This window comes from Geodermatophilus sp. SYSU D00703, assembly GCF_054050155.1.
This window is the reverse complement of record NZ_JBJGYU010000009.1, coordinates 33,742-58,649: the sequence shown is the minus strand read 5'-3', so window position 1 is coordinate 58,649 and position 24,908 is coordinate 33,742. Positions and strand designations below refer to the sequence as shown.

The following is a 24,908-nucleotide window of genomic DNA, read 5'->3' as shown; positions in this document are numbered from 1 at the left end:
GGACCCCTAGCCTCCGGTCGGTGGCGACCGAACGCGGGCTCGACCGACTGATCACCTTCCTCGACGCGGTGGTGGCCATCGCCATCACGCTGCTGGTGCTGCCGCTGGTCGAGGTCCTGGCCGACGCGACGCCGGACACCGACCTCGCCGACCTGCTGGCCGAGGACGCCGGCCAGTTCTGGTCCTTCCTGCTCAGCTTCGCGGTCATCGCCCGCCTGTGGCTGGTGCACCACCGGCTGGTCGAGCAGGTCGGCGCGTACGACCGGCTGTTCGTCGGGGTGAACCTCGTCTGGATCCTCACCGTCGTCCTGCTGCCCTTCGCCACGCAGGTCGTGGCCCTCTACGGGGTCGACCGGCTCGCGGTCGCCGTCTACATCGGCACGATGGCGGTCAGCTCGGCCTGCCTGACGGCGCTGAGCCTGCTGGTCTGGCGCCGCGAGCCGCTCCGCCGGGCCGGGACGCCCCCGCAACCCCCCGTGGCCGGCCTGGTCACGACCGGGACCATCCTCGTGGCCCTCCTCCTCGGCGTGCTGTTCCCGGCGGTCAACTACCTGGGACTGTTCCTGCTCTTCCTCACCGGGCCGTTGGAGCGGCGCCTGCCCGCGCGGTCGGCCCGCTCGGCCGGCTGAGCGGCCGGCCGGTCCACGGCGACGGCCAGCGCCGGCAGCAGCAGCACGGTCAGGACGCCGGCGCCGACGAGCGCCGCCGCGTTCTCCCGCAGCATGGTGCCGTTGCGCAGGCCGATCTCGGCCAGCGCCACCAGGACCGGCAGCGCGGTCGCGGTGATCAAGGCGGTCTGCACCCGCTGCCGCGCGGGCAGCACGCCGCGGTACACGGCCAGCGCGGGCAGCCCCCGGCAGGCGAGCATCAGCGCGAAGAACAGCAGCACCCGCAGCGGCGCCTCGGCGATGGCTGCGAGGTTCAAGCTCATCCCGGAGTACACGAAGAAGACCGGGATGAAGAACCCGTAGCCGACGGCGTCGAGCTTGGACTCCAGCACCGGCGCCTTCCCGCCGACCCAGTGCCGTAGGACGACGCCGGCGAGGAAGGCGCCCAGCACCGCGTCGAGGTGGAACTCGTCGGTGACCGCGATGAGGGCGATGAGCAGCAGGATCGTCGCCCGCAGGGTGATCTGCGCGGTCTCGTGCTGGCCCAGCTGCACCACCCGGGCCAGCCGCCCGCCCTCCCGTACCGCGCGCCGGGCTCCCGCGAGCAGCGCCGCGAGCACCCCGACGGCCCCGAGCGACGCCAGCGCGGTGAACCGGTTCTGGCTGCCGAGGAACAGCGCGATCGCCAACACCGGGAACAGCTCGCCCACCCCGCCCGCGGCCAGCAGGTACCGCCCCAGCCGGCCGGCGAGCAGGCCGTGCTCGCGCAGCACCGGCAGCAGCGTGCCCAGCGCGGTCGTGGTGAGGGCCAGCGCCACGGGCACGAAGGCGCGCACCAGGCCCGCGGCGGCCAGCACTCCGACCACGCCGAGCGCGAGGACGAGGGAGACCGACCAGGCGAGCACCGCCCGCCGTCCGGCGTCCTCCCGGAACAGCCGCAGGTCGACCTCGTAGCCGGCCAGCAGGAAGACGAACCCGAGACCGACGTCGGAGATCACCTGCACACCCGACGGTGAGCTCAGGCCCAGGACCGACGGGCCGATGAGGATGCCGCCGGCCAGCAGGAGCACGACCTGCGGCACCGGCATCCGGGGCAGCAGGCCGACGACGACCGGTGCGAGCAGCGCCACGACGAAGACGGCCACCAGGTCGTCGACGACGAGGACTGTGTCCACGCGGTCTCCCGTCGTCGGTCCGGCCGGCAGGCCGGATCATCCCGTAGGCAGCTCCTCGACGGGGTTGTCCGCGCCCGCCTCGACCCAGGGGCTGCCCGGCGCGTCGTCGCGGGCCCACCCGCGCCCCGGACGGAGCACCTCGACGGTCGCGCCCCGGTCCAGGCAGCGGTAGGCCACCCGGCGCTCCCAGCGGCGGCCCGGCCGGTCGCCGTCCCCGGCGGTGCGCAGGTCCAGGCCCACCGCGAGCTCGCCCGTGGGAGCGCCGGCGGGCAGCCGGACGCCGTCGGGGCCCGGCGCCGCCGCCGCGGGTGCGGCGACGGTCCAAGCCACCTCGTAGGTGCGGCCGCGCGTGGAGGCGCGGTCGAGGGTGCGGCGCAGCACCGTGTCCCCGACGGCCAGTGTGGCGACGACGACCGGGCGGTCGGTGGGGTTGGTCAGCCGGGCCCGCAGGGTCACCTCCGGTCCGGCGTCCACGGTCAGCCGGTCGATCGCCAGGTCGCCGCCGGTGACCCCGCCGGGCGGCAGGTCCTCCGACAGCCGGTACAGGGCCCGGTCGGGGAAGCGGTCCAGCAGCGCGAAGTCCCCCGGGCCGCGCTCCTCGGCGTAGAGCACCGGCTGGTCGAGCGCGGGGTCGTTCTCCAGGAACGGGGTCGTGCTGAGGAACCCCAGGTCCCCGCGCCGGGGCAGGAGCAGGACGGCGTCGTCCAGACCCTGTGCCGCCACGAACCGCTGCACCGCCCGGAGGTCGTCGCCCACCGCGGCGTGGGAAGCCGTCTTGTCCGGCACGGCGAGCGCGGTGAGCAGCACCATCGCCGCCACGACGCCCGCGGTCAGCGCCCGCGGGGCCGCGCCGGCGCGGCGCCCCAGCCAGGTCAGGCCCGCGGCGCCGAACACCACCAGCGGGACCACGACCGGCAGCAGGTAGTACGGCCCGAACAGCTCGACGCCCCGCCACAGCGAGCTCATCGCCCAGGGCCCCCAGAACGGCAGGTAGCCCAGCGGGACGACGACGGCGAGCGCGGCCACCGGCCGGCGCTCCGGCCCCCGGGTGCGGGCCAGCCCGAGGACGGCGGCGGCGACCAGCACGATGCCGCCGAACACCCAGCTCGGCGTCCACCGCAGGTTGTCGAGCAGGCCGGACACGCCGTCGGCCGGCGTGAAGTCGACGGTCGACTGCGGGAAGACCCCCCGGCGGCCGAAGCCGAAGCCGTCCTGTGGCCCGGTGACGCTGAACGGCAGCCGGAGCGGCCCGCCCACGACGACGGCGTTGTAGGCCAGCGACAGCGCCAGCAGCGGCGCGGCGCCGGCGGCCAGCCGGAGGGCGCAGCCGACCTCGCGCCACCCGCCCTCCCCGGCCCGGCGCGCCCGCCGGGTGTCTGCCAGGGCGTACAGGACGAACGGCACCGCGAACAGCAGCGCGTCGAAGGGCCGGGCGAACGCCGCCGCGCCCCACACCGCGCCCGCCGCGACCAGCCGGCCCGACGACCGCCGGCGCAGTGCGCTGAGCAACAGGGTGGCGAACCCGAGGCCGAGCGCCAGCTGGAACAGATAGGGCAGGTAGGTGCCGGCCTGCACGAGGAAGACCGGCGACAGCAGCAGGAGCGCCCCCGCGACCAGCCCCGCGCAGCGGTCCCGGAGCACCGAGGCGGCGAGCGCCGCCGTGAGCACCACGGTGGCCGCCGCGGTCAGCGCGAGCGCGGCGCGCGGGGTGCCGGTGAGGAGGTCGCCGACCGCGATGACGGCGGGCCACGGCGGGCTGTACTTGAGGACCACCCGGTCCCCCACCACCGCCGACGCCCAGGGGCGGAAGGCGTCGGCGTCGGCCGGGAGGGTCACCGCGCCGGACTCCAGCAGGCGGGCCATCGCCACGTAGACCGAGTCGTCCCGGTTCAGCGAGTACAGCGGGAACAGCGTGCCGTTGACCAGCACGGCGGCCGTGCCGGCCAGGACGGCCAGGAGGGCGAGGGCGGCGCGCCACCTCGCGTTCCCCATCCCGCCGGAGTCTAGGAGCGCGGGCGCGGCTCCCCCACCCGACCGCTCGTGGCGGTCAGCGCCCCGACCGGGTGAGCGGCTGGAGGAGGGTGCGCAGCCGTTGCACCCCGGCCTGGGCCGCGGCGGGGTCGTCGAGACAGACCTGCTGGAACACCAGGCCGTCGACGGCGGCGAAGACCAGGTGCACGAGGGCGTCGTCGGCGGCGATGCCCGCGGCCTCCAGCTCGGCGCGCAGGGCCTGCCGGTACGTCGCGTAGACCTGCTCGACCTGCGGGCGCAGCTCCGGCCGCCGGCGCGCCTCGAGGATGAGCTCGTACTGGAACGCCTGGTCGTCGGGGTTGGCCCGGACCATCTCCACGACGCCGGCGAACAGGGCGTCGAGGTCGCCGCTGCCCGGCTCGGTGCTGATCGAGCCCACGCTGTTGGCGAGGGAGAACTCCAGGGCGGCCGCCAGCAGCGCGTCGCGGGTGCCGAAGTGGTGGGCCACGAGCCCGTGGGCGACGCGCGCCTCCTGGGCCACCGCCCGGTAGGTCAGGTGCCGCAGCCCGCGGGTGGCCACCACGTGCACGGCCGCGGCCAGCAGCGCCCGCCGCCCCTCCCCGTAGCCCGGTGCCGGTCGCGCGTCCGGGGTCGCCGTCCCTGGTGCTGTCATGCCGCCCCGTTCCTCGATGTCTCGACCGTACGCAGGCCCGGACCGGCGGGCAGGACCCCGCGCCGGCCGCACTCCTGCGTCCCATGGTCCCGCAGAACTGACCACTTGACCAGTTTGCCGGGATGCGGCACCCTCTGTGCCGACGGTCACAACTGTCCACTTGACCAGTTTTCTGGGCCGCAACTCGGCACCGCAGTTCCGACTCCTCCCGCACCGCCTCGCACGGACCCCCGCCGCCGTCCCCCGGAGCGACCATGTCCCCCACCACGTCCGCCGCCCCTCCCACCGAGGAGCGGAGCGGCAACCGCCAGCTCAGGCGCGGCGCCATCGGCGTCGTCGGCATCCTGTTCTTCGTCCTGTCGGCCCAGGCGCCGCTGACCGGCATCGGCGGCGCGCTGCCGCTGGCCGTCGCGCTCGGCAACGGTGCCGGCGCACCGGCGGCGTACCTCGTCGTCGGCCTGGTGATCGCGCTGTTCGCGGTGGGCTTCATCGCGATGAGCCGGCACGTCACCGCCGAGGGCGCCTTCTACGCCTACATCGGCGCGGGGCTCGGGCGCCGGCTGGGCACCGGGTCGGCGCTGCTCGCGCTGTGGTCGTACAACACCGTGCAGGCCTGCATGTACGGCCTCTACGGCGTGATCGTGTCCACCCTGGCCGGCACGTACCTGGGCGTCGCCCCGCCGTGGTGGGCCTGCGCGCTGGTCACGATGGCGCTGGTGCAGGTGCTCGGGTCGCTGGACATCGACCTCGGCACCCGGTTCCTCGGGCTGCTCGTCGCCGCGGAGATGTCGATCCTGCTGGCGTTCGCGCTGGTCACCCTCCTCACCGGCGGCGGGCCGCAGGGCCTGGACGCCGGCGCCAGCTTCGCGCCGTCCGCGCTGCTGGCCGGCGCGCCCGGCATCGCGCTGACGTTCGGCATCGCGTCGATGTTCGGCTTCGAGTCCACGGCGATCTACGCGGCGGAGGCCAAGGACCCCGCCCGCACCGTGCCGCGGGCGACCTACCTGGCCGTCGGGGTCATCGCGCTGTTCTTCGCCTTCGTCTCCTGGATGGTGGTCAGCTCCTACGGCGCCGACCAGGTCGTCGCTGCCGCCGGGAGCGCGCTGGAGTCCGGTGACGGCACGGTGCTGCTGTTCGCGGCCATCTCCGACGCCCTGGGTCCGTGGGCGGCCGAGGCCGGCAGCGTCCTGCTGGCGACGTCCCTGCTCGCCGGCATCCTCGCCTTCCACAACGCCTCCAACCGCTACGTGCACTCGCTCGGCGAGGGCGGGGCGCTGCCGTCGGTGGTCTCCCGGACGACGCGGCAGGGGGCGCCGTTCGTCGCCAGCGCCCTGCAGACCGGACTCGCCCTGCTGCTGGTCATGCCCTTCGCGGTCCTCGGCCTGGACCCGGTGCTCACCCTGTTCGCCTGGTTCAGCGGCGTGGCCGTCCTCGGCCTGGTGGTCCTCTACTTCCTCACGTCCGTCGCCGTGGTCGTCTTCTTCCGCCGCACCCGGCTGGACACTCGGCCGTGGCAGACGCTGGTCGCGCCGGTGCTGGCCGCCGTCGCGATCGCCGCGCTGGCCGCGCTGGTGCTGACCAACTTCACCCTGCTGATCGGCGGCTCCGCCGGCACCGCCGTGCCGCTGGTGCTCTCCGTCCCGCTGGTGCTGCTCCTCGGCGTGGCCCTGGAGTCGGTGCGCCGGCGCCCGGCCGCGCCGGGGACGGCGACCGTCCCCCCGCCCTCCGCCGGGCTCTCCCCCACCGCCTGACCACGTCCCCACGACACCCCGAGGAGCGACCATGCCCACCCCCCACGACACCGACGTGATCGTCGTCGGCGCCGGCTTCGCCGGCGTCACCGCCGCCCGCGAGCTGCGCCGCCAGGGCCACCGCGTCCTGGTCCTCGAGGCACGCGACCGCATCGGCGGCCGCACCTGGACCGACACCCGGCTCGGGCGCGACCTGGAGATGGGCGGCACCTGGGTGCACTGGGTCCAGCCGCACACCTGGGCCGAGCTGACCCGCTACGGCATCGGCGTCACCCCCTCCCCCGCCCCCGTCCGCGGCCACTGGATCAGCGGCGGCACCCTGCACAGCGGCACGGCCGAGGACCTGCTCGGCCTCATCGACCGCGGCATGACCGCCAGCACCGCCGAGGCGCTCGACCGCTTCCCGCAGCCCTACCGGCCGCTGCTCACCGGCGACCGGCTCGCCGAGGTCGACGGCCTCACCGTGCGGCAGAAGCTGGAGCAGCTCGGCCTCGGCCCCGAGGAGTTCGACGCCGTCGAGGGCATGTGGGCGACCAACCTCTCCGGCCGCACCGAGGACGGCGCCTACACGCAGGGGCTGCGCTGGTGCGCCCTCGCCGGCGGCAGCTGGCAGCTGATGTTCGAGGCCTGCGCCACCTACAAGGTCGTCGGCGGCACGCGCCGCCTCGTCGAGGCGATCGCAGGCGACGCCGGCGTGGAGATCCGCACCGGCACCCGCGTCACCGCGGTCAGGCAAGACGACGCCGGGGCCGCCGTCACGCTCGCGGACGGCGCCACCCTGACCGCGGCCGCGGTGGTCGTGACGCTCCCGCTGAACGTGCTCGACTCGGTGACGTTCGACCCGCCGCTGTCGGAGGGCAAGCGCCGGGCCGCCCACCAGGGCCAGGCCTCGCAGGGGGTCAAGGTGTGGGCGCGGCTGCGCGGCGAGTACGAGCCGTTCGTCGCCCTCGCCCCCGGCTCCGCGCCGCTGACGCTGTGCCAGGTCGAGCACGTCGGGGACGGCGAGACCCTCGTCGTCGCCTTCGGCTCGGTCAGCGAGCGGCTCGACGGCACCGACCGCGCCGCCGTCCAGGAGGCGCTGCGCGCCTGGCTGCCCGACGTCGAGGTCCTCGACGTCGCCAGCCACGACTGGGTCGCCGACGACCTCTCCGGCGAGACCTGGCCCATGCAGCGGGCCGGCCAGCTCACCGGGGCCCTCGTGGAACTGCAGCGCCCCGAGGGCCGCGTCGTGCTCGCCGGCTCGGACTACGCCGACGGCTGGGCCGGGTTCATCGACGGCGCCATCGAGAGCGGCCTGCGCGCCGGCCGGACCGTCCACGAACTCCTGACCTCGGTCGAGGCACTGCCTCCGACCGCCCTCGTCCAGTCCTGACCCACCCGGAGGAGATCATCGTGACCCAGCACCTCGTCGAGTTCGTCCACGTCCGCGTCCACGACGGCCGGGAGGAGGAGTTCCTGGCCAGCCGCCCCGGCGCGGTGGCCGCCGTCGCCGCCGCCATCCCCGGCTTCGTCGCCGCGCCCGTCATCGCCAGGGGCGAGGACGGCCTGTGGACCGACGTCTGGATCTACGACAGCGTCGAGCAGGCCGAGGCGGCCAACGCGACGGCCGCCGACCTGCCCCAGTTCCTGCGGATGGCCGCCGTCAGCGACGTCGTCTCCATCGACATGGCCTGGATGCCCGTCGGCTGACCCGGCACCCGACCCGGCGCCCGGGCACTCGGAGACGACATCCGGGAGCCCGGGCGCCGGCACGTCCGGCCGGGTCAGCATGGACGCGTGGCCCTCACCCCCCGGCTCGGCCGGCTGCTGTGCGCCGGCGGGGTCGCCGCGTGCGCCGCCGGGGTGGCGGTCTCCGGGGAGCTGTCGCCGGGCGCGCTGCTCGCCGTCGGCGCGGCCGGCCTGGCCGTCTGCGCGGTCGCCCTGGCCCGCCGGGCCGGGGAGGACGCCGCCCCCGTCGGCCCGCGGGGCCTGCCCTGGCTGGCGTGGCTGGCCGCGGCGCTCGCCTGGGAGGGAGCCGCGCTGGCCGACGCCGACCTGCCGACGGTGAGCGACCTCGCCGACCCGGTGCTCGCGCACCCGGGAGCCCGCGCCGCCGCGACCGTGGGCTGGCTGGCCGCCGGCCTCTGGCTGGCCGCCCGTCCCGGACGGCGGACGTGAGCGGCACCGCGGCCGCCGCCCTCGGCCTCGCCGTCCTGCTGGTCACGGCGCTCGCCCTGGAGGTCGCCGGACGCCGCGGGGTCGGGGCGTCGGCCGCCGCCGCGGTGGGCGCGGCCATGCGGACCCCACCCGGGAGGGTGACCGTCCTGCTGGTCTGGTTGTGGCTGGGCGTGCACTTCCTGGCCCGCTGACCAGCGCCGCTCCCCGGCCCGGCGGGCGGGTCCGGGCGCCGCTGTGTCCGGACGCACACTTCCTCGCCCGCTGAGCACCCGACATGCTGGCTCCGCGCGCTACGGTCGGCGCATGGAGTGACCCAGATCACACGGAGGTGCTCGTGGCCACGACCCACCCGGAGCGGACCGGTTCCCCCGGCGCCCGACGGCACGAGGCGGGACCGCCCGTGCCGCGCACCGAGTCCGAGGCCACCGCCTCGGTGGAGAGCGCCGAGGACGTCGGCCTGCCGTCGCCGCGCGGGATGGCCCGCAGCGTGCTGTCGGTGCTGACGCAGCCGCGGCCGGTCGCCCGCGAGGCCGCCGCCCTCGGCAAGGACGCGATCCGCATCCTCGCGGGGACCGACACGATCGCGCCGGCGCCGCGGGACAAGCGCTTCGCCGACCCGGCGTGGAGCGGGAACCCGGCCTACCGGCGGCTGGCGCAGAGCTACCTGGCGACCACCGGGGCGCTCACCCGGCTGGTCGAGGCCTACGAGGACGGGGGCGCCGACTGGCGCCAGGTGGAGCAGGCCCGGTTCGCCCTCACCGCGATCACCAGCGCCATGGCGCCGACCAACACGCTCGTGGGCAACCCCGCCGCGCTCAAGCGGGCCTTCGACACCGGCGGCCGCAGCGTGCTGCGCGGAGTGCGCAACGCCCTCACCGACCTGCGGCACAACGGCGGCATGCCGCGCCAGGTGGACCGGGACGCCTACGTGGTCGGCAAGGACCTCGGCATCACGCCGGGCGCCGTCGTCCACCGCGACGAGGTCATCGAGGTCATCCAGTACACGCCCTCGACCGACCGGGTGCGGACGCGCCCGCTGGTCGTCGTGCCGCCGCCGATCGGCCGCTACTACTTCCTCGACCTGCGGCCCGGCCGCAGCCTGGTCGAGTACGCGGTGAGCCGCGGCCTGCAGGTCTTCATGATCAGCTGGCGCAACCCGACGCGGGAGCAGGCCGACTGGGGCCTGGACACCTACGCCGGCGCCGTCGTCCGTGCCGTGGACGTCGCCCGGGAGGTCACCGGCTCCCCCGACGTCACCACGCTGGGGCTGTGCGCCGGCGGGCAGGTCATGACGACCGCCCTCAACCACCTGGCCGCGGTCGGCGACGAGCGCGTCTCCGCCGCCGGCTACGCGGTCACGCTGCTGGACTTCTCCCGCAAGGCCCCGCTCGGCGCGTTCTCCGGCCCGAAGCTGATCGAGCGCGCCCGGCGCAACTCCCGCCGCCGCGGCGTCATCAGCGCCCGCGACATGGGCACCGTCTTCAGCTGGATGCGCCCGGACGACCTGATCTTCAACTACCTGGTCTCCGAGTGGCTGATGGGCGAGGACCCGCCGGCCTTCGACATCCTCTCCTGGAACGCCGACGGCACCAACCTGCCGGCGAAGCTGCACGAGCAGTTCCTGGAGGTCTTCGGCGACAACGCGCTGGTCCGCCCCGGCGCGCTGCGGGTGCTCGACACCCCCGTGCACCTGAGCCGGATCACCATCCCGACGTTCGTCCAGGGCGCGCTCACCGACCACCTCACCCCGTGGGTCGGCTGCTACCGCACCACGCAGCTGCTCTCCGGGCCGAGCACGTTCGTGCTCAGCTACAGCGGTCACATCCAGAGCCTGGTCAACCCGCCCGGCAACCCGAAGGCGCACTACTGGACCGGCGGCGAGCCCGGCCCCGACCCGCACGCCTGGCGGGCCTCGGCGCAGCAGCACACCGGCAGCTGGTGGGAGGCGTGGGCCGGGTGGGCGCTGGAGCGCTCCGGCGACGAGGTGCCCGCGCCGCAGGAGCTCGGCACCGCGGCGCACCCGCCGCTGGAGCCCGCACCCGGCTCCTACGTCCGCGACCGCCGTCCCGGCCCGGGCTGAGCCCGCTCCCTGAGGGGCAGGGATCGCCGTCCCTGCCCCTCAGGGGATCAGCCGTTCAGCCGAAGGCCTGCTGGACCTCGTCGGACCCCTGCGAGCCCCCACCCGGCGCCGGGACCGGGGTCTCGGTCCCGCCCTCGTGCGGGACGGGGGGGCCCTGGACGGCGACGACGGCGGGGTCGACCCGCATGACCGCGTACCCGGCGACCGCACCCGCACCGAACCCGGGGGCGAAGACCCGCAGCGGCTCGGTGATCACGCCGTCCCGGACCGCGTCGTGGATGGCCAGCGGGATGCTGGCCGACGACGTGTTGCCCACCCTCTCGATGTTGAAGTAGAGCTGGTCGGCGGTGAGCCCGGCCCGCTCGGCCAGCTGGATCACCATCGTCTTGTTGGCCTGGTGCGGCACGATCAGGTCGATGCTGTCGAGCAGGGTGCCCTCGGCGCCGTCCGGGTGCGGCAGCTGCCCGAGCTCCTCGATCATCTGCGACAGGTACCGGCCGGCCAGCGCCTTCACCTGCGGCCCGAACACCGTGATGTTGTTGTCGAACTCGGGGTTGGGCCACAGGATCGAGTTGACCTCGCTGGCCGGCCCGCTGGCGTAGGTCTTCATGTAGTCGAAGTCCGGCGCCGCGCCCTCGGGCGCCGGGCCCACGACCATCGCCGCCGCGCCGTCGCCGAAGATCATCCGCGAGGTGCGGACGTTGCCGATCTTGTCGGAGAACTTCTCCACGCAGACCACGAGCACCGGCCGCTCGACCTCCTGCAGGATGCGGGCCGCCTCGGCCAGGCCGTAGGGCATCCCCGCGCAGGCCGCGATGAGGTCGTAGGCCGCGTACACCTGGTGCATGCCGAGCTGACCGCACAGGTAGGTCGCCAGCGACGGGATCAGCCGCGAGCTGGTGCAGGTGCAGACCAGCACGCCGCCGATCTCCTCCGGCTCGCGCCCCGCCTTGGCCAGCGCCGCCTCGGCCGCCTCCAGCGCGAGGTCCTCCAGCGGCAGCGAGCTGTACCGGCGCTCCTCGATCCCGGTCTTGGTCGAGATCTCCTCGGCGCTCATCGGCGACCAGTTGTAGGCGGTGTTGCGGATCAGGTCGTCGTTGCTGCAGACCTGGTCGCCGTGCACGGCCGCCAGCGCCTCCAGCCGGGGCATGACCGTGAAGCGGGTGCGGACGTCGAGCGCGGGGAAGGGGCGCACCGGTGGCCGCGACTCCCGGGGCGGCGCGACCGACCGGGCCGGCGCGGGGGTGCGCAGCCGGCGCAGGAACGCCCGCACCTCCTTGTCCCGCGGGTGGAAGGCCACCACGTAGTCGTCGTCCTTGAGCTGGCCGGCCTCGGCCAGCTCCATCTGCGCGCGCTCCCACGGGTACTGGTTGTGCAGCACCATGGCCCACCGGTGCAGCGCCTCGAGCTCGGGCACGTCCTCGTTGACGTCGAGGATGTCGTCGTAGCCGTAGACCGGGTAGTCCGGGTCGTAGGAGGGCAGCCGGAAGGTGAGGTTGCCCGGCTGCTCGAGGAACTCGGCGACGGTCGGCTTGATCGCCGGCAGCGTCGTCGCGTGGTGCTTCCGGTTGGCGAAGACGTCGAAGAGGATCCCGAAGATCCGGTCCTCGCAGGCGTCGTCCCACTTCGCCGGCAGCGACGGGTAGACCTCCTCGACCGCGCGGACCTTCGCCTCGCCCTCCTCCCACGGCTGCAGCACCGGCAGGAAGACGTCCGAGCGGTTGCGGGGGACGTCGGCCCAGCGGGTCGGCCGCTTGTCGTACATGGTGATCGAGAAGCGGTTGGCCCAGAACAGGTTGAGGGCGACGTCGCGCATCAGCTCGAACCGGCTGCCGTAGGCGCCGGTCCGCACGCGCTCCATGATCTCGGTCCCGCTCGGCGCCTTGGTCTCGAAGTCGCGGCGGATGACGCTGTCGAGCTGCTCCAGCGAGTCCACGGTCGACAGGTCGAGCTCGGGCATGACGTTGGAGGGGAAGACCATCCGGCCGTGCCGGTTCAGGACGAAGGCGTTCATGGGGGTCCTCTCTGTCCGACGGGGACCGCTCAGCCGCGGCCCACCCGCTCCATCCCCCGCTCCACGGCGGCGATGAGGCGGGGCCGCAGCTCTGCGGCAGGGATGATCGCGTGCACCGAGCCCATGCGGCGGGCGCGCTCGATGTCGTGGATGGCCTCGAACTCGGCGGCGACCTCGCCGAGCTTCTCGGAGCGGACGGCGGTGCGCAGCGAGGCCAGCTCCGCGCGCAGTCGGGCCTGTTCGACGCCCTCCGCGGCGGAGACCGCGGCCTCCAGCTCCTGCACACGCGGGTCCTTGGCGGTACGACGGTCGACGTCGCGGGTGAAGACCACCGCGGCGGCGGGGGCCCCGCCGAGGACCGACGCGTAGGAGCCCTCGACGGCCAGCACCTCCATGTTCTCGTTGAGGACGCCGGAGAAGACCACGAAGGCGCCGCCGTGGTACCGGGAGACCACGCAGAAGACGATCGGGCCGTCGAAGTTGACCATCGCCCGGCCGATCTCCGCGCCGTACTCCAACTGCATCTTGCGCAGCGACTCCGGGGAGCCGTCGAAGCCGGAGAGGTTGGCCAGCACCACCAGCGGCCGGTTGCCGCTGGTGGCGTTGATCGCGCGGGCGGTCTTCTTCGACGAGCGGGGGAACAGCGTCCCCGCCGTCCACTGGTCGGGCCCGTCGGCCGGGTAGGCGCCGCGCCGCGGGATGGGGCGGGACTCGATGCCCAGCAGGGTCACCGGGTGCCCACCGAGGTGGGCGTCGAACACGACGGAGGTGTCGGCGTCGGCCATGCCGGCCCACCGTTCCAGCGTCGGGTGGTCCTGGTCGGACACGGCCCGCATGAGCGTGCGGATGTCGAACGCCTTCTTGCGATCGGGGTTGGCGGCCGCGGAGAAGATGTCACCGACGGTGCTGAACTCGCTCGCCGGGTGCTGGTGCGGGTAGGAGCGCACGTCCCGGTCCCGCGCGTCGGAGGTCTCGACCGGCCGGGCCCAGCGCTCGCCCGGCGCCCGGTAGGCGTACTCGTAGTGCTGGTAGAGCAGCTCCACCGCGGCGGTGAGGTTCGGCGCCCAGTACTGCGCCTGCCCGTTGGGGCCCATGACGCGGTCGTAGCCGCCGATGCCGAAGTTGTCCTCGGCCGAGACGCCGCCGGAGTAGTCCAGCGAGTGCTTGCCGGTGAGCACCATCGCGCTGTCCGGCGTCATCACCAGGATGCCCTTGGTGTGCATGAGCATCGTGGCCTCGGCGTTCCAGTACGGCTGGGCGCCGACGTTGATGCCCGCGACGATGACGTTGATCTCCCCGCCGGCCTGGGTGAACTCGATGATCCGGCGCAGCGCCCGGGAGACCCAGTCCATGTTCTCGGTGCCGCTGTCCATGGAGATGCGGGCACCCGAGGAGAGCGCGAACCACTCGACCGGCAGGCCGCGCTCCTCGGCGAGGTCGAGCGCGGCGACCACCCGCGCGCACTCGGGCTCGGAGACGGTGCCCAGCTGCTTGGTCGGGTCGCCCATGAGCAGCACCCGCGTCATGCCCTCCGGGTACCGCGCGGTGGGGGTGCTGATGAGGCCGACGACGAGCCCGGCCTTGTTCTGGCCGGGCGGCCGCTCCACCGGGGTGAGCCGGCCGTCCTCCCCGAGGTCGTGCTCGACCCAGGTGCCGCCCCGGCCGGCCAGCAGGCCGCTGAGCTCGTACGGGTAGACCGCGCCGCGGGCGCGGGAGCTGAGCACCTTCTCGGTGTACGCGTCGAGCGGGCGCATCGGCTCGGTCGGCCGGTCGGTGACCTCCATGCGCACGCCGGTGCCCGGCCGGTAGGAGAACCGCAGCGCCACGTCGCGCGGCGGGCGGCCCTCCTCCTCCTGCAGGCGGGCCAGCAGCACGATCTGGTCCAGGCCGGCGCCGACGGTGACCGGGGCGGCGTTGCGGGCGAACGCGGCCACCTCGGCCAGCGGCACCTCGATCGACGGCCAGGCGTACAGGTGCACCCGGTTGTGCTCGAGCGGCCGCCGCGAGCGCCGGCGGGCCTGGGCCCGCCGCAGGCTGTCCAGGCAGGAGGTCAGCTGCCGCTCCACCGTCGGGAAGCCGACGATCTCGCCGCTCTCGTCGCGCAGCGGGGTCAGGTCGCGGACCTCGGCCATCGCGACGAAGCGCTCGTCGTTCGGGTTCTCCTTGCCGAAGACGTGCAGCAGGTAGGTGTCCTCCGCCGACGGCACGCGCTCGCCGTCGAACTCCTTGAGCCGCCAGATCTGGAAGCGCTGCGCGGTGAGCGGGTGCAGGCCGCGGATGATCCGCTCCTCGGCCAGCGCGCCGCGGTCCGGCGTGGGCCGGAAGGTCACCGCCTCGACGGCGCCCCCGGGGGTGCAGACGGTCACCGTGACCCGGCGCCCGGTGCGCAGCTCCGGGACCTCGGTGACCAGCGCACGGACCTGCTCGGCGACGGCGTCGTCGTCGGCCGGGCGGTCCGGCCAGGAGACGTAGAGGTCGACGACCAGCTGGCTGGGGTCCGGGACGTCGGCCAGCGCGCCGGCCAGCGAGGTCAGCGCGGCCGGCAGGTCGGCCATCTCGGCCATGAGCGCGACCAGGTGCAGCCGGACGCCCTGGAGGTCGTAGTCGGCCCAGACCGAGGTCCGCCCGTCGAGCAGGGTCGACCGCACGCCCTCGAGGCTGCGGCTGCGGTAGTAGCGCCGGGTGAGGACCTCCAGCATCGGGTCGGGCACCACGGTCGGCCGGCCGAACCGCTGGGCCAGCAGCCGGATCAGCGGCTCGGGGCTGGCGACCAGCGCCTCCATCCGGTGGATGGTCTCGCCGGTGTCGCCCCGGGCCGCGGCCTCGTCGAGCTCGTCGAGCAGCCGGGACGCCGAGTCCAGCACCTCCTGGCGGGCGGCCTGCACGACCGGCTCCTCGAAGTACCGGTACCGGACGGCGCGGGCCAGGTCGCCCACCGACGGGTTGCGCAGCTGGGTGGCCACGACCAGCCGGTCGAGCACCTCCCCCACCTCCGCGCGCGAGTCGCCGTCCGGGATGCGGCCGGCCTGCAGCCAGCGGTCGAGCAGCGCCTGCACGGCGGGCAGCTGCTCGGCGCCCCGCTGCTGGGCCAGGAAGATGCGGTGGACCGCGTCCTGCAGCGCCGGGGTGGGTTCGAGGTCGTCGACGTCGTAGTGCAGCAGCGCCCGGCGCAGGCGGTCCCGGAAGCTCTCCGGCAGCGCCTCCCGCTCCACGTCCAGCGAGTGCAGGTAGGCGTGGAAGTACTCGCGCGGGCTGTGGACCTGGGTGTCGGCCTCCTCCTCCTCGCTGGCCGGCCGGTTGCGGGAGAGCTCGGCCAGGTCGGCGTAGGTGGTGAGGACGGCGAGCTCACCGTGCAGCAGCTCGTCGTCGTCCATCGGGACCGCGTCGCGCGCCTCGGTGTACCCGGCCACCAGCTGCCGGGCGTGGGCGGCGGTGACGTCGTAGCCGGTGATGAGCGCGCGCAGCGCCCGCAGCAGGGCCAGCGCCCGCTCCCGCGGCTCGCTCTCGGGGGCGTCGTCCCGGGTGGGCAGCACCACGCGCTCGCCGGTGGCCTCCTCGACCTCGCCGCCGAGCCGCTCGAGGCTCAGCAGCGGGGCGCCGGCGTCCACCTGGGCGTTGACCGCGGCGCGGACCTCGCGCACCCGCCCGGCGAAGGGCGCGCGCACCGCCGTCTCCATCTTCATGCTCTCCAGGACGACGACCGCCTGGCCGGCCTCGACCTCCTCCCCCACCCCGGCGCGGATGGCGACGACGACCGCCGGGGCCGGGGCCCGCACGACCCCGCCGACGTCCCGGCTGACCCGGTGGGTCTGACCGTCGACCTCGACCAGGTGCGAGCCGGGGCCCTCCACGGCCACCACCGAGAACCGCTGGCCGGCCGCGGTGAGCCGGCTCTCCAGCGGGCCGAGCCGGTCGACCTCGACGTCGACGACCGCGCCGTCCAGACCCACCCGGTAGCGGCCGCGGTCGACCGTGGCGACGGTGAGCCGGTAGACCTGCCCCTGGTAGCCGAGCTCGAAGGTGCGCCCGACCTCGTGGGGGGCGCGCGGCCGGCCGCCGCGGGCGGAGGCGAGGAAGGCGAACCGCTCGCGCGCCTCCTCGGCCTCGGCCAGGTCGACGGCCACCTGGACCAGCGCCACCCAGGCGTTGCCCACCGGGCGGGGGCCGCCGCCGATGCCGGTGCGGTCCAGCCAGCCGGTGTCGGCGGTGCCGGCCACGACCTCCGGCCGGTCGAGCAGGTCGAGCAGGAAGGACTTGGTGGTCGTGCCGCCGCGGAGGACGACGGTGGTCTCCCGCACGGCGCAGCGCAGCCGGGCGAGCGCCTCGGGGCGGTCCCGGCCCCACGCGATCACCTTGGCGATCATGGAGTCGTACTGCGGCGGGATGACGTCGCCGACGCTCATCCCGGTGTCGACGCGCACCCCGGGGCCGGCGGCCAGGCGCATGAGCTCCACCCGGCCGGGCGCGGGGGCGAACCCCTGCTCGGCGTCCTCGGCGTTGAGCCGCGCCTCGATGGCGTGCCCGACGGCCTCGGGCGGGCGGCCGTCGAGGCGGCCACCGGCGGCCACGTGCAGCTGCAGCTTGACCAGGTCCAGGCCCGTGGTCGCCTCGGTCACCGGGTGCTCGACCTGGAGCCGGGTGTTGACCTCCAGGAACGTGGTCAGCTGCTCCTGCGGCTGGTACAGGAACTCCACCGTGCCGGCCCCGACGTAGCCGGCCGCCTTGACCAGGGCGATCGCCGCCTCGCGCAGGGCGGTGTCCTGGCCGGGGCCCAGCGCCGGGGAGCTGGACTCCTCGATGATCTTCTGGTTGCGCCGCTGCACCGAGCAGTCGCGCACGCCCGGCGCCCAGACGGTGCCGTGCCGGTCGGCGATCACCTGCACCTCGACGTGCCGGCCGCCCTCCACGAGGCGCTCCATGAACACGACGGGGTCGCCGAAGGTGCGCTCGGCCTCGGTCCGGGTCCGCTCGAGCGCCTCGGCGAGGTCGGACTCGGAGCGGACCACGCGGATCCCGCGGCCCCCGCCGCCGCTGCGCGCCTTGACGATCAGCGGGTAGCCGATCGCCTCCGCGTGCCGCCGTCCGTCCTCGAGGCCCTCGACCGGCCCGCGGCTCCACGGCGCCACGGGGACGCCGGCCTTCTCCGCGAGGACCTTGGCCTCGATCTTGGCGCCGAGCAGCCGCATGGCCTCCGGCGAGGGGCCGATGAAGGTGACCCCGAGGTCGGCGCAGAGCTCGGCGAAGGCCGGGTCCTCGGCGACGAACCCCCACCCGACCCAGGCGGCGTCGGCCCGGCTGACCCGCAGGGCCCGGGCGAGCTCGTCGTGGTCGAGGTACGGGGACACCGCGCCGGCCTCGCGCAGCTGCACCGCCTCGTCGGCCGCGCGCACGAACGTCGCCCGCCGCTCGGCCTCGGTGTGCAGGGCGATGACGCAGGTCCGCGACCCGTGCTCGGCGTCCAGCTCCCGGACGGCGCGGATGAGCCGGACGGCCGGCTCTCCCCGGTTGACCACGGCGATGCGGTTGAACACCCGAGCCCTCTCCTGTGCGTCGGTTGTGCCCTGCGGGGGATGCGGTCGAGCTACATGTCCAGCCCGCCGTTGACGCCCCAGATCTGCCCGGTGATGTAGCCGGACCCGTCGGCGGCCAGGAAGTGCACGACGCGGGCGATCTCCTCCGGCTTCCCCAGCCGGCCCAGCGGGATCTTGGCCTTCAGGCCCTCGAGCACCTTCTCGGGGACCGTCTCGAGCATCTCGGTGGCGATGTAGCCGGGGGTGACGGCGTTGACGGTGACGCCGACGCCGTCGGCGCGACCGGAGCGCTGCAGCTGCATCGCGGCCTCGCGGGCGAGGGTCTTGGTGAGGCCGAACAGGCCGGACTTCGCCGACGCGTAGTTGACCTGCCCGATGCCACCGGTCTCGCCGATGACCGACGAGATCATCACGATCCGCCCGCTGCCGCGCTCGAGCATGTGCTTGAGCGCCGCCTGCGACAGGTAGAACGCCCCCGACAGGTTGACGTCGATGACCCGTCGCCAGTCGTCGTCGGACATCTTCATGACCGTCCGGTCGGCGGTGATGCCGGCGTTGTTCACCAGGATGTCGAGCCGGCCGTGCCGCTCGATCACCTCGTCGATGGTGCGGCGGCAGTCGTCGGGGTTGCCGATGTCGCCGCGGTGGACGCTCATGTGGCTGTCCGGGTAGGCCCCGGCGAAGTCCTGGGCGAACGACTCCGCCCGCTCGGTGTTGCCGCTGTAGCCGGCCGCGACGTCGGCCCCCTGGGAGGCCAGGCTGCGGCAGATGGCCGCGCCGATCCCCCGGGTGCCGCCGGTCACGAAGGCCACGCGGCCCTGCAGCTTCTCGCCTGTCCTGGCTGTACGTGCTTCGGTCGCCGTCACCGGGGCCTCCTCGGAGCAGGGGCGGGCCGTCTCGTTCGAGGGCCGGAGTCGTCAGCGCCGACGACGCCGTCTGCTCCGGTTCGGTACGACCGCAGCATGCTGCGGCGGGGGGTCGGGCGCAATCGCAGTCGCAGCGGGTGACGAGCATCTCGGGCGCGTCGTCCCGCCCCGCCACGCCGGGAGCTCGTGACCGTGCCGGGTCAGAGGGTGACGGCGCGCTCGTCGCGTTTCCGGAACTCACCACTTCCACAAGCCCCGGCGGCGGCGCGCGCGGTTCAATCCACGCGACCGTGCCGGCGGGTGCTCTCGCGGAGCGCCCCGTTCCCGAGGGTCGGTGTCCCCGCATGACGAGTCGTCGCTCCCCCCTCGCCGCCTGCGCCCTGGCCGCGCTGGTGGTCGGCTCCGCCCCCGCCGCCGCGCAGGCCGACGACGGCGCCGACGCTGCCGCCGCCCTGGCCGCCGTCACCCTCTCGTGGGCGGCCTGCGGGGCGACACCGGAGGCCACCGCGGCCGGCGTCGAGTGCGCCACCGCGACCGTCCCGATGGACTACGACGAGCCCGACGGCGAGCAGATCGAGCTCGCCGTCGCCCGGGTGCCGGCCGCCGACCCGGCGCAGCGGATCGGCTCGCTGTTCTACAACTTCGGCGGCCCCGGCGGGCCCGCCGTCCAGTACCTGCAGGCCAACGGCGCCGGGCTGTTCTCGGCGCTCAACCAGCGCTTCGACATCGTGGCGGTCGACCCCCGCGGCGTCGGGCAGAGCACCCCGGCCGTCGACTGCCAGGTGCCGCCGGAGGACCTCCCCTCCTCCCCGCCGTACCCGACCCCGCTGGACGTCGATCCCGACGCCGTGGTGGCTCGCGCCCAGGCCTACGTCGACGCCTGCCTGGCCAACAACGGCGCCATCCTCGAGCACCTGTCGACGGCGAACGTCGCCCGCGACCTGGACGCGATCCGGGAGGGGCTCGGTGAGGAGCAGCTGAACTACCTCGGCTTCTCCTACGGCACGTTCCTGGGCGCGACCTACGCCTCCCTGTTCCCGGACCGCTACCGGGCGATGGTCCTCGACAGCGCGCTCGACCCCGACCAGTGGATCAACGACCCCGTCGCCAACGCCTCCGCCCAGCTGGCGAGCTTCGAGAACTCCCTCGACCGGTTCCTCGCCGCCTGCGCCGACGACCAGGCCGCCTGCAGCGACTTCGGGGGCGCGGACCCCTCGACGGCTTACGACGACCTGATCGCGCGGGCCGAGGAGACCCCCATCCCCGCGCCGAACTTCGCCGAGAACCCGCAGCCGGTCGACGGGGACGACATCCGGGACATCTCCCTCGTGCTGCTGTACGCCAAGCAGTTCTGGGGCCTGCTCGCCGCCGCGCTGGCCCAGGCGGACGCCGGCGACGGCTCGTTGGTGCGAGCGATCGTCGACCTCGTCGTGTACCCGGAGGACGACCCCAGCGCCGACGCCTTCTTCACCATCGCGGGCGGCGAGCAGCTGTGGCCGACCGACATCGACTCCTACTTCGAGCGCGGCGCGGAGGAGTGGGCCGACCACCCGCACTTCTGGGGCTCGTTCGCCTACTCCGAGGTGGCCCACGCGCTGTGGACGCCGCAGGACGAGGACGCCTTCGCCGGTCCCTTCGAGGCGTCGTCCGACGCGCCGACGGTCCTGGTCGTGCAGAGCACCAACGACCCGGCCACGCCGTACTCCGGCGCCGTCGCGCTCACCGAGCAGCTGGGCAACGCCGTCCTGCTGACCATGGACGGCGACGGGCACGGGGTCTACGGCGGCGAGTCGTCGTGCATCGACTCGGCCGTCGACTCCTACCTCGTCGCCGGCACCCTGCCCGCCGAGGACACCGTCTGCGAGCAGGAGACGCCGTTCGCGGCGCCGGCCCCGGCCCCGGCCCCCGCGGCCACGGCGCGGGCGATCGAGGCGGTCCTGGCGGTGACGGGGGCCGGCATCCGCTGAGACCCGCTCAGGTGCCGATCTCGGTCCGGACGGCGTAGAGCTCCGGGAAGAAGGTGAGGTCCAGCGCCCGGCGCAGGAAGCCGACGCCGGACGAGCCGCCGGTGCCCGTCTTCGCCCCGATCGTGCGCTGCACGGTGCGGAGGTGGCGGAATCGCCAGAGCTGCACGTTGTCCTCGATGTCCACCAGGCTCTCGCAGGCCTCGTAGACGCCCCACGGGGTGTCCTCGGACTCGTAGACCCGCCGGAACAGCGGGAGCAGCTCCGGCCGGTACGTCCAGGGCTGCCGGACGTCGCGCTCCAGCACCGCCGCCGGGACGGCGAGGCCGAGCCGGGCCAGGTGGCGCAGGAACTCGTCGTAGAGCGAGGGGCTCTCCAGCAGCTCGGTGAGCAGGGACCGCGCCACGGGGTCACCGGAGAAGACCGCCAGCATCGCGGCGTCCTTGTTGCCCAGGGCGAACTCGACGGCACGGTACTGGGCGGACTGGAAGCCCGACGCGCTGCCCAGGGCGCCGCGGAACTGGGCGTACTCGCGCGGGGTCAGCGTGGCCAGGACCGACCACTGCTCGATGAGCGTCCGCTGGACGTGCTTGACGCGGGCCAGGCACTTGAGCGCCGGCGCCAGCGCGTCCTCGGTCAGGTACCGGCAGGCCGCGCGCAGTTCGTGCAGGACCAGCTTCAGCCACAGCTCGCTGGTCTGGTGCTGGACGATGAACAGCAGCTCGTCGTGGTGCTCGGGGCGGCTGCGCGGGTGCTGGGCGGACAGCAGGTGGTCCAGGTCCAGGTAGCCGGCGTAGGTCGTCGCCCCGGTCAGGTCGGTGCGGATCGAGCTCTCGATCGGCCGGACCGACCGCGACGGGTCCTGTTCCGACGGGTCCTGCTCCGTGGCGGGCACGGGAGGCAACATAGCCCGCCGCCCGCGCCACGGAGCCGGTCAGGAGACACGGCCGGTCAGGAGTCGGAGCCGGTCAGAAGTCGTGGCTCTCGTCGTAGGCGAGGTCGGTGCCCTGCTCGGGCGCGTGCGGCGCCGGTGAGGGTTCCCGGTGCGGCGGCGCCGGCTCCTCGGGCTGCGGGCTCCCGGTGGCCGCCTCGTGGGCCATGTCGTAGCCGTAGTCGCCGCCGGGGTCCTGGTCTCGGTCCATCCCTCGTCCTCCTCGGCCGGTGCCTGCCCGTGCGTGCCGGTGCGCCGGATCGTGCCGCCGCGGCGGCCCGGGCCACAAGCCCTCAGGCGGGTGCGACCGGCAGCCTGCCGCGGGCCCGCTCCACCGTGCCCACGACCACGACGGCGACCACCAGCGCGGCCAGCGCGCCGACGACGGCGAACGCCGGGAGGTCCAGGGTGGTGTCCAGGACCGCGACGGCCGCGGCGGCCAGCGGCCACCACCAGCCGCGCCGCGCCCGGCGGGTCATGCCGACATCGGTGACGGTCATCGCGACCAGGTACACCGCGACCCCGCCGGCCAGCAGCAGCCGGGTGCCGGTCGGGACGTCGCCCCGGCCGCCCTCCACGACGGCCAGCTCGATCCCGGCGCCGACGGTGGCGAGGGCCAGGGCGAGCGGCAGCTGCCCGAAGACGTAGACGTCGTGGGCGTGGTCGCTGTGCTCGCCGCCGACCTCGTCCAGCAGCCGCTTGGCGCGCGCGCCGGCGATGTCGAACCAGCTCCACCACAGCCCGGCGGTGAGCACGAAGGACAGCAGCGCGACCGGCAGCGCCGCGCTCGACCACCCCGCGTCGGAGAGCCCGTGGGCGACCCCGGCCACCGACTCGCCGAGCACGAGGATCACGAACAGCGCGAACCGCTCGGGCAGGTGCTCCACGTGCAGGGGGACGTCGGCCGACGACCGGGTGGCCAGCAGCGGCACGAGCGCCTCCGCCAGGACGGCGCCCGCCCACAGGGCGAAGGCGGCGGGCCGCGGGACGAGCAGCGAGGCGGCCCACAGGACCGCGCCGGCGGCGGCGCCCGCGGCGTAGAGCCGGGCGATCGGGCGGGCCTCCTCGACGTGCCGGTACGCGCGGAGGTACTGCAGCAGGAGCAGCACCCGCAGGAGCAGCTGGCAGGCGACGAAGACCCCGAAGCGCTCGCCGGTCGCCCCGGTCGCCGACGCGGCCAGCCCGATGACGGCGGCCATGCTGCCGAGCTTGTAGAGCCGGTAGACGACGTCGTCGTGGTCGAACCGGTTGGCGTAGAGCGTGGCGCTCACCCAGGCCCACCAGATCGTGGTGAACAGCCCTGCGAAGGCCGCGGCCCCGGTCCAGGTGACGTCCTCGCGCAGCGCGGTCGCCAGCTCCGCCACCACCAGCACGAACGCGAGGTCGAAGAACAGCTCCAGCCGGGAGGCCGATCGCTCGTCGCCGGTCCGCAGCTCCGGCCGGCGCACGCTGCCCGACCCGGTCAGCGCACGCCGCACCCGCCCGAGCAACCCCAGGTCCGCCACCGCGTCCCCGATCCGTCGCCGTCCGGACGGGTCCGCTCCCGTGCCGCGCCGTCCCTACCCGCGCGGCGCCCCGGTCAGGCGGGGGCGTCCTCGCCGGGATCCGGGGGGTCCTGGCGTTGCCGGTCCTCGAACGACACGTCGACGCGCTGGTGGCGGACGGCGCGCTGGGCGCGGGCCGACTCGGCGTAGACCCGCTCGTCGCCCCGGGTGAGCTCGACGTCGTCGGTGAACGGGGTGAGCAGGGCCCGCGGGTACAGGTGGTCCACGCGGACGACGTTGACCTCCACGCAGACGACCAGGACCACCGCCGCCAGGTAGATGAACGCCATCAGGCCCAGGACCAGGGCGAAGACCGCGTCGACCGCGCTGGCGTTGGCCACCACCCGGGCCACGTAGACCCCGCCGAAGGACTGCAGCAGCTGCCAGGCCACCGCGGCGGCCAGCGCGCCCGGCAGGACCTGGCGGACGGTGAGCCGCCGCGCGGTGGTCAGCCGGAACCCGAGGACGAACACCGCCGCGTTGGCCAGCACCGACGCGACCGCCACCACCACCTCCAGCCCGGCGCTGAACGCGCCGGAGGCGGCCGCGCCGGTGCCCACGGCCGACAGCAGCGTGCTGGCCAGGACGAGCAGGCCGAGGGTGCACAGCAGCAGCAGGCTGCGGCCGCGCGCGGTGATCGGGTCCGGCCGGCTGTGCCGCGGCACCGCCCAGGCGGTGTTCATCGTGTGCTGGATGGCCTGGCCGAGGCCCAGGGCCCCGTAGAGGGCGACCAGCCCGCCGACGAGGAACGGGACGACGCCGCCGCCGAGGCGCTCCGGGGTGCCCAGCTGGGGACCGATGACCGGGAACTCGGCGAGGGCCGAGTCGAGCAGCCGCTGCTGCAGCTCCGGGTTCCCGCTCAGGACCAGCCCGAGCAGCGTCGCGAGGAGCAGCAGCATCGGGAACAGCGCGAGGAAGCCGTAGTAGGTGACCAGGGCGGCCTGGAAGTGCCCGTCGTCGTCCAGGAACTTGTAGAGGACGGCGATCGGGAACCCGGCCCAGTGGTGCCGCCGCTGGAACCGGTCGAGGCGCTCGGCGATCGACATGGCACCCCCTGTCCCCAGCGGTGGCCGGAGACGTCTACCCGCGTCGCGGACCAGGGACGCACGCAGCCCGCACGGACACCGCCCGGTAGGAAGGGACCATGGCCGACGCCTTCCCCTCCCTCGCCGAGCTCGCCGCCGAGGAGCAGGAGCTGCAGTTCCCCGGCTTCACCAACGACGACGCCTGGGCCCTGGGGTCGGCGCTGGTCGCGGTCGCCCGCGCGCAGGCGGCGCCGGTCGCGATCGCCGTCGAGCGCAACGGGCACCGGCTGTTCTCGGCCGCCCTGACCGGCGCCACGCCGGACAACGACTCCTGGATCGCGCGCAAGCTGCGGGTGGTGCACCGCTTCGGGCACAGCAGCCTGTACGTCCGGCAGGCGTCGGTCGAGCGGGGCACGACGTTCGAGGAGGAGTTCGGTCTCGACCCGCGGCGCCACGCGGCCCACGGCGGCGCCTTCCCCGTCCTCGTGCGGTCGGTCGGGCCGGTCGGGGCCGTCGCCGTCTCCGGGCTGCCGCAGCTCGAGGACCACCGGATGGTGGTCGCCGCGATCCGGGCGCACCTGGCCCGCTGACCGCTGCGGCACCTCAGGAGGTGCCGAC

General features: G+C 74.7%; 19 protein-coding genes. 9 read left to right on the top strand and 10 right to left on the bottom strand.

Annotated features, from left to right (window positions below; all coding sequences use genetic code 11):
• Positions 1–20 precede the first annotated feature (20 nt).
• Complete coding sequence (locus ACI782_RS11500; protein ID WP_456909202.1) at positions 21–629, top strand: TMEM175 family protein; 609 nt, start codon at positions 21–23, stop codon at positions 627–629.
• On the opposite strand, the gene ACI782_RS11495 is transcribed toward ACI782_RS11500, so the two are convergent.
• Genes ACI782_RS11495 through ACI782_RS11485 form a run of 3 tightly spaced genes read right to left on the bottom strand, consistent with a single transcriptional unit; the run spans position 548 to position 4,427 of the window.
• On the bottom strand, positions 548–1,783 hold the full coding sequence (locus ACI782_RS11495) for a cation:proton antiporter (RefSeq protein WP_456909200.1): 1,236 nt from the start codon (positions 1,781–1,783) through the stop codon (positions 548–550). The two genes, ACI782_RS11500 and ACI782_RS11495, sit on opposite strands and share 82 nt — an antisense overlap.
• Before the next feature lie 36 nt (positions 1,784–1,819).
• Positions 1,820–3,775 (bottom strand): DUF7846 domain-containing protein, encoded by a 1,956-nt coding sequence (locus tag ACI782_RS11490; protein WP_456909198.1) that lies wholly within the window; start codon positions 3,773–3,775, stop codon positions 1,820–1,822.
• A 55-nt stretch (positions 3,776–3,830) separates the two neighbouring features.
• The gene (locus ACI782_RS11485) at positions 3,831–4,427 is read right to left on the bottom strand and encodes a TetR/AcrR family transcriptional regulator (protein WP_456909196.1); all 597 of its coding nucleotides are present in this window, start codon (positions 4,425–4,427) and stop codon (positions 3,831–3,833) included.
• A 254-nt stretch (positions 4,428–4,681) separates the two neighbouring features.
• Here ACI782_RS11485 and ACI782_RS11480 point away from each other — a divergent pair, with 254 nt between their 5' ends.
• The 6 genes from ACI782_RS11480 to ACI782_RS11455 all read left to right on the top strand — a co-directional run bounded on the left by ACI782_RS11480 (position 4,682) and on the right by ACI782_RS11455 (position 10,415).
• A complete protein-coding gene (locus ACI782_RS11480; protein ID WP_456909194.1) occupies positions 4,682–6,178 on the top strand; it encodes an APC family permease in 1,497 nt (498 codons plus the stop codon).
• Positions 6,179–6,209: 31 nt separating this feature from the next.
• Complete coding sequence (locus ACI782_RS11475) at positions 6,210–7,550, top strand: flavin monoamine oxidase family protein (RefSeq protein WP_456909192.1); 1,341 nt, start codon at positions 6,210–6,212, stop codon at positions 7,548–7,550.
• 20 nt (positions 7,551–7,570) lie between these two features.
• Positions 7,571–7,867, top strand: coding sequence for a hypothetical protein (locus tag ACI782_RS11470; RefSeq protein WP_456909190.1), 297 nt, complete (start codon positions 7,571–7,573; stop codon positions 7,865–7,867).
• Positions 7,868–7,954: 87 nt separating this feature from the next.
• Positions 7,955–8,335 carry a hypothetical protein gene (locus ACI782_RS11465; protein ID WP_456909188.1) on the top strand — a complete coding sequence of 127 codons (381 nt, stop codon included), beginning with the start codon at positions 7,955–7,957 and terminating at the stop codon, positions 8,333–8,335.
• Positions 8,332–8,526 carry a DUF6186 family protein gene (locus ACI782_RS11460; RefSeq protein WP_456909186.1) on the top strand — a complete coding sequence of 65 codons (195 nt, stop codon included), beginning with the start codon at positions 8,332–8,334 and terminating at the stop codon, positions 8,524–8,526. The genes ACI782_RS11465 and ACI782_RS11460 overlap by 4 nt, the downstream gene beginning before the upstream one ends.
• Before the next feature lie 209 nt (positions 8,527–8,735).
• Positions 8,736–10,415 carry a PHA/PHB synthase family protein gene (locus tag ACI782_RS11455; protein ID WP_456909184.1) on the top strand — a complete coding sequence of 560 codons (1,680 nt, stop codon included), beginning with the start codon at positions 8,736–8,738 and terminating at the stop codon, positions 10,413–10,415.
• Positions 10,416–10,470: 55 nt separating this feature from the next.
• Here the strand turns inward: ACI782_RS11455 and ACI782_RS11450 are convergent, their stop codons facing one another.
• From ACI782_RS11450 to ACI782_RS11440, 3 genes are read right to left on the bottom strand one after another with little or no spacing between them, the layout of a single operon-like run.
• On the bottom strand, positions 10,471–12,429 hold the full coding sequence (locus ACI782_RS11450; RefSeq protein ID WP_456909182.1) for a 3-oxoacyl-ACP synthase III family protein: 1,959 nt from the start codon (positions 12,427–12,429) through the stop codon (positions 10,471–10,473).
• Positions 12,430–12,458: 29 nt separating this feature from the next.
• Entirely contained in the window at positions 12,459–17,960 is a 5,502-nt protein-coding gene (locus ACI782_RS11445; protein ID WP_456909180.1) for an ATP-binding protein, read from the bottom strand.
• Between the two features lie 50 nt (positions 17,961–18,010).
• On the bottom strand, positions 18,011–18,826 hold the full coding sequence (locus ACI782_RS11440) for a 3-oxoacyl-ACP reductase family protein (RefSeq protein ID WP_456909178.1): 816 nt from the start codon (positions 18,824–18,826) through the stop codon (positions 18,011–18,013).
• Positions 18,827–19,170: 344 nt separating this feature from the next.
• Between ACI782_RS11440 and ACI782_RS11435 the strand changes: the two genes are divergently transcribed.
• Entirely contained in the window at positions 19,171–20,793 is a 1,623-nt protein-coding gene (locus ACI782_RS11435) for an alpha/beta hydrolase (protein WP_456909176.1), read from the top strand.
• Between the two features lie 7 nt (positions 20,794–20,800).
• Here ACI782_RS11435 and ACI782_RS11430 read toward each other — a convergent pair whose 3' ends face one another.
• From ACI782_RS11430 to ACI782_RS11415, 4 genes are all read right to left on the bottom strand, one after another.
• Positions 20,801–21,685: a tryptophan 2,3-dioxygenase gene (locus ACI782_RS11430; RefSeq protein WP_456909174.1), complete on the bottom strand. Its 885-nt coding sequence runs from the start codon at positions 21,683–21,685 to the stop codon at positions 20,801–20,803.
• A 73-nt stretch (positions 21,686–21,758) separates the two neighbouring features.
• Entirely contained in the window at positions 21,759–21,932 is a 174-nt protein-coding gene (locus ACI782_RS11425; protein ID WP_456909172.1) for a hypothetical protein, read from the bottom strand.
• A gap of 82 nt (positions 21,933–22,014) precedes the next feature.
• Complete coding sequence (locus ACI782_RS11420; RefSeq protein ID WP_456909170.1) at positions 22,015–23,226, bottom strand: low temperature requirement protein A; 1,212 nt, start codon at positions 23,224–23,226, stop codon at positions 22,015–22,017.
• 74 nt (positions 23,227–23,300) lie between these two features.
• Positions 23,301–24,311, bottom strand: coding sequence for a YihY/virulence factor BrkB family protein (locus ACI782_RS11415; RefSeq protein ID WP_456909168.1), 1,011 nt, complete (start codon positions 24,309–24,311; stop codon positions 23,301–23,303).
• A 98-nt stretch (positions 24,312–24,409) separates the two neighbouring features.
• Between ACI782_RS11415 and ACI782_RS11410 the strand changes: the two genes are divergently transcribed.
• Positions 24,410–24,880 (top strand): heme-degrading domain-containing protein, encoded by a 471-nt coding sequence (locus ACI782_RS11410; RefSeq protein ID WP_456909166.1) that lies wholly within the window; start codon positions 24,410–24,412, stop codon positions 24,878–24,880.
• Positions 24,881–24,908: the final 28 nt, after the last annotated feature.

Excerpts from the sequence above, each read along its gene's own strand:
- ACI782_RS11435 (WP_456909176.1), top strand. The coding sequence starts at position 19,171 with ATGACGAGTCGTCGCTCCCCCCTCGCCGCCTGCGCCCTGGCCGCGCTG.
- ACI782_RS11425 (WP_456909172.1), bottom strand. The coding sequence starts at position 21,932 with ATGGACCGAGACCAGGACCCCGGCGGCGACTACGGCTACGACATGGCC.
- ACI782_RS11480 (WP_456909194.1), top strand. The coding sequence starts at position 4,682 with ATGTCCCCCACCACGTCCGCCGCCCCTCCCACCGAGGAGCGGAGCGGC.
- ACI782_RS11475 (WP_456909192.1), top strand. The coding sequence starts at position 6,210 with ATGCCCACCCCCCACGACACCGACGTGATCGTCGTCGGCGCCGGCTTC.
- ACI782_RS11450 (WP_456909182.1), bottom strand. The coding sequence starts at position 12,429 with ATGAACGCCTTCGTCCTGAACCGGCACGGCCGGATGGTCTTCCCCTCC.
- ACI782_RS11490 (WP_456909198.1), bottom strand. The coding sequence starts at position 3,775 with ATGGGGAACGCGAGGTGGCGCGCCGCCCTCGCCCTCCTGGCCGTCCTG.
- ACI782_RS11415 (WP_456909168.1), bottom strand. The coding sequence starts at position 24,311 with ATGTCGATCGCCGAGCGCCTCGACCGGTTCCAGCGGCGGCACCACTGG.
- ACI782_RS11485 (WP_456909196.1), bottom strand. The coding sequence starts at position 4,427 with ATGACAGCACCAGGGACGGCGACCCCGGACGCGCGACCGGCACCGGGC.
- ACI782_RS11410 (WP_456909166.1), top strand. The coding sequence starts at position 24,410 with ATGGCCGACGCCTTCCCCTCCCTCGCCGAGCTCGCCGCCGAGGAGCAG.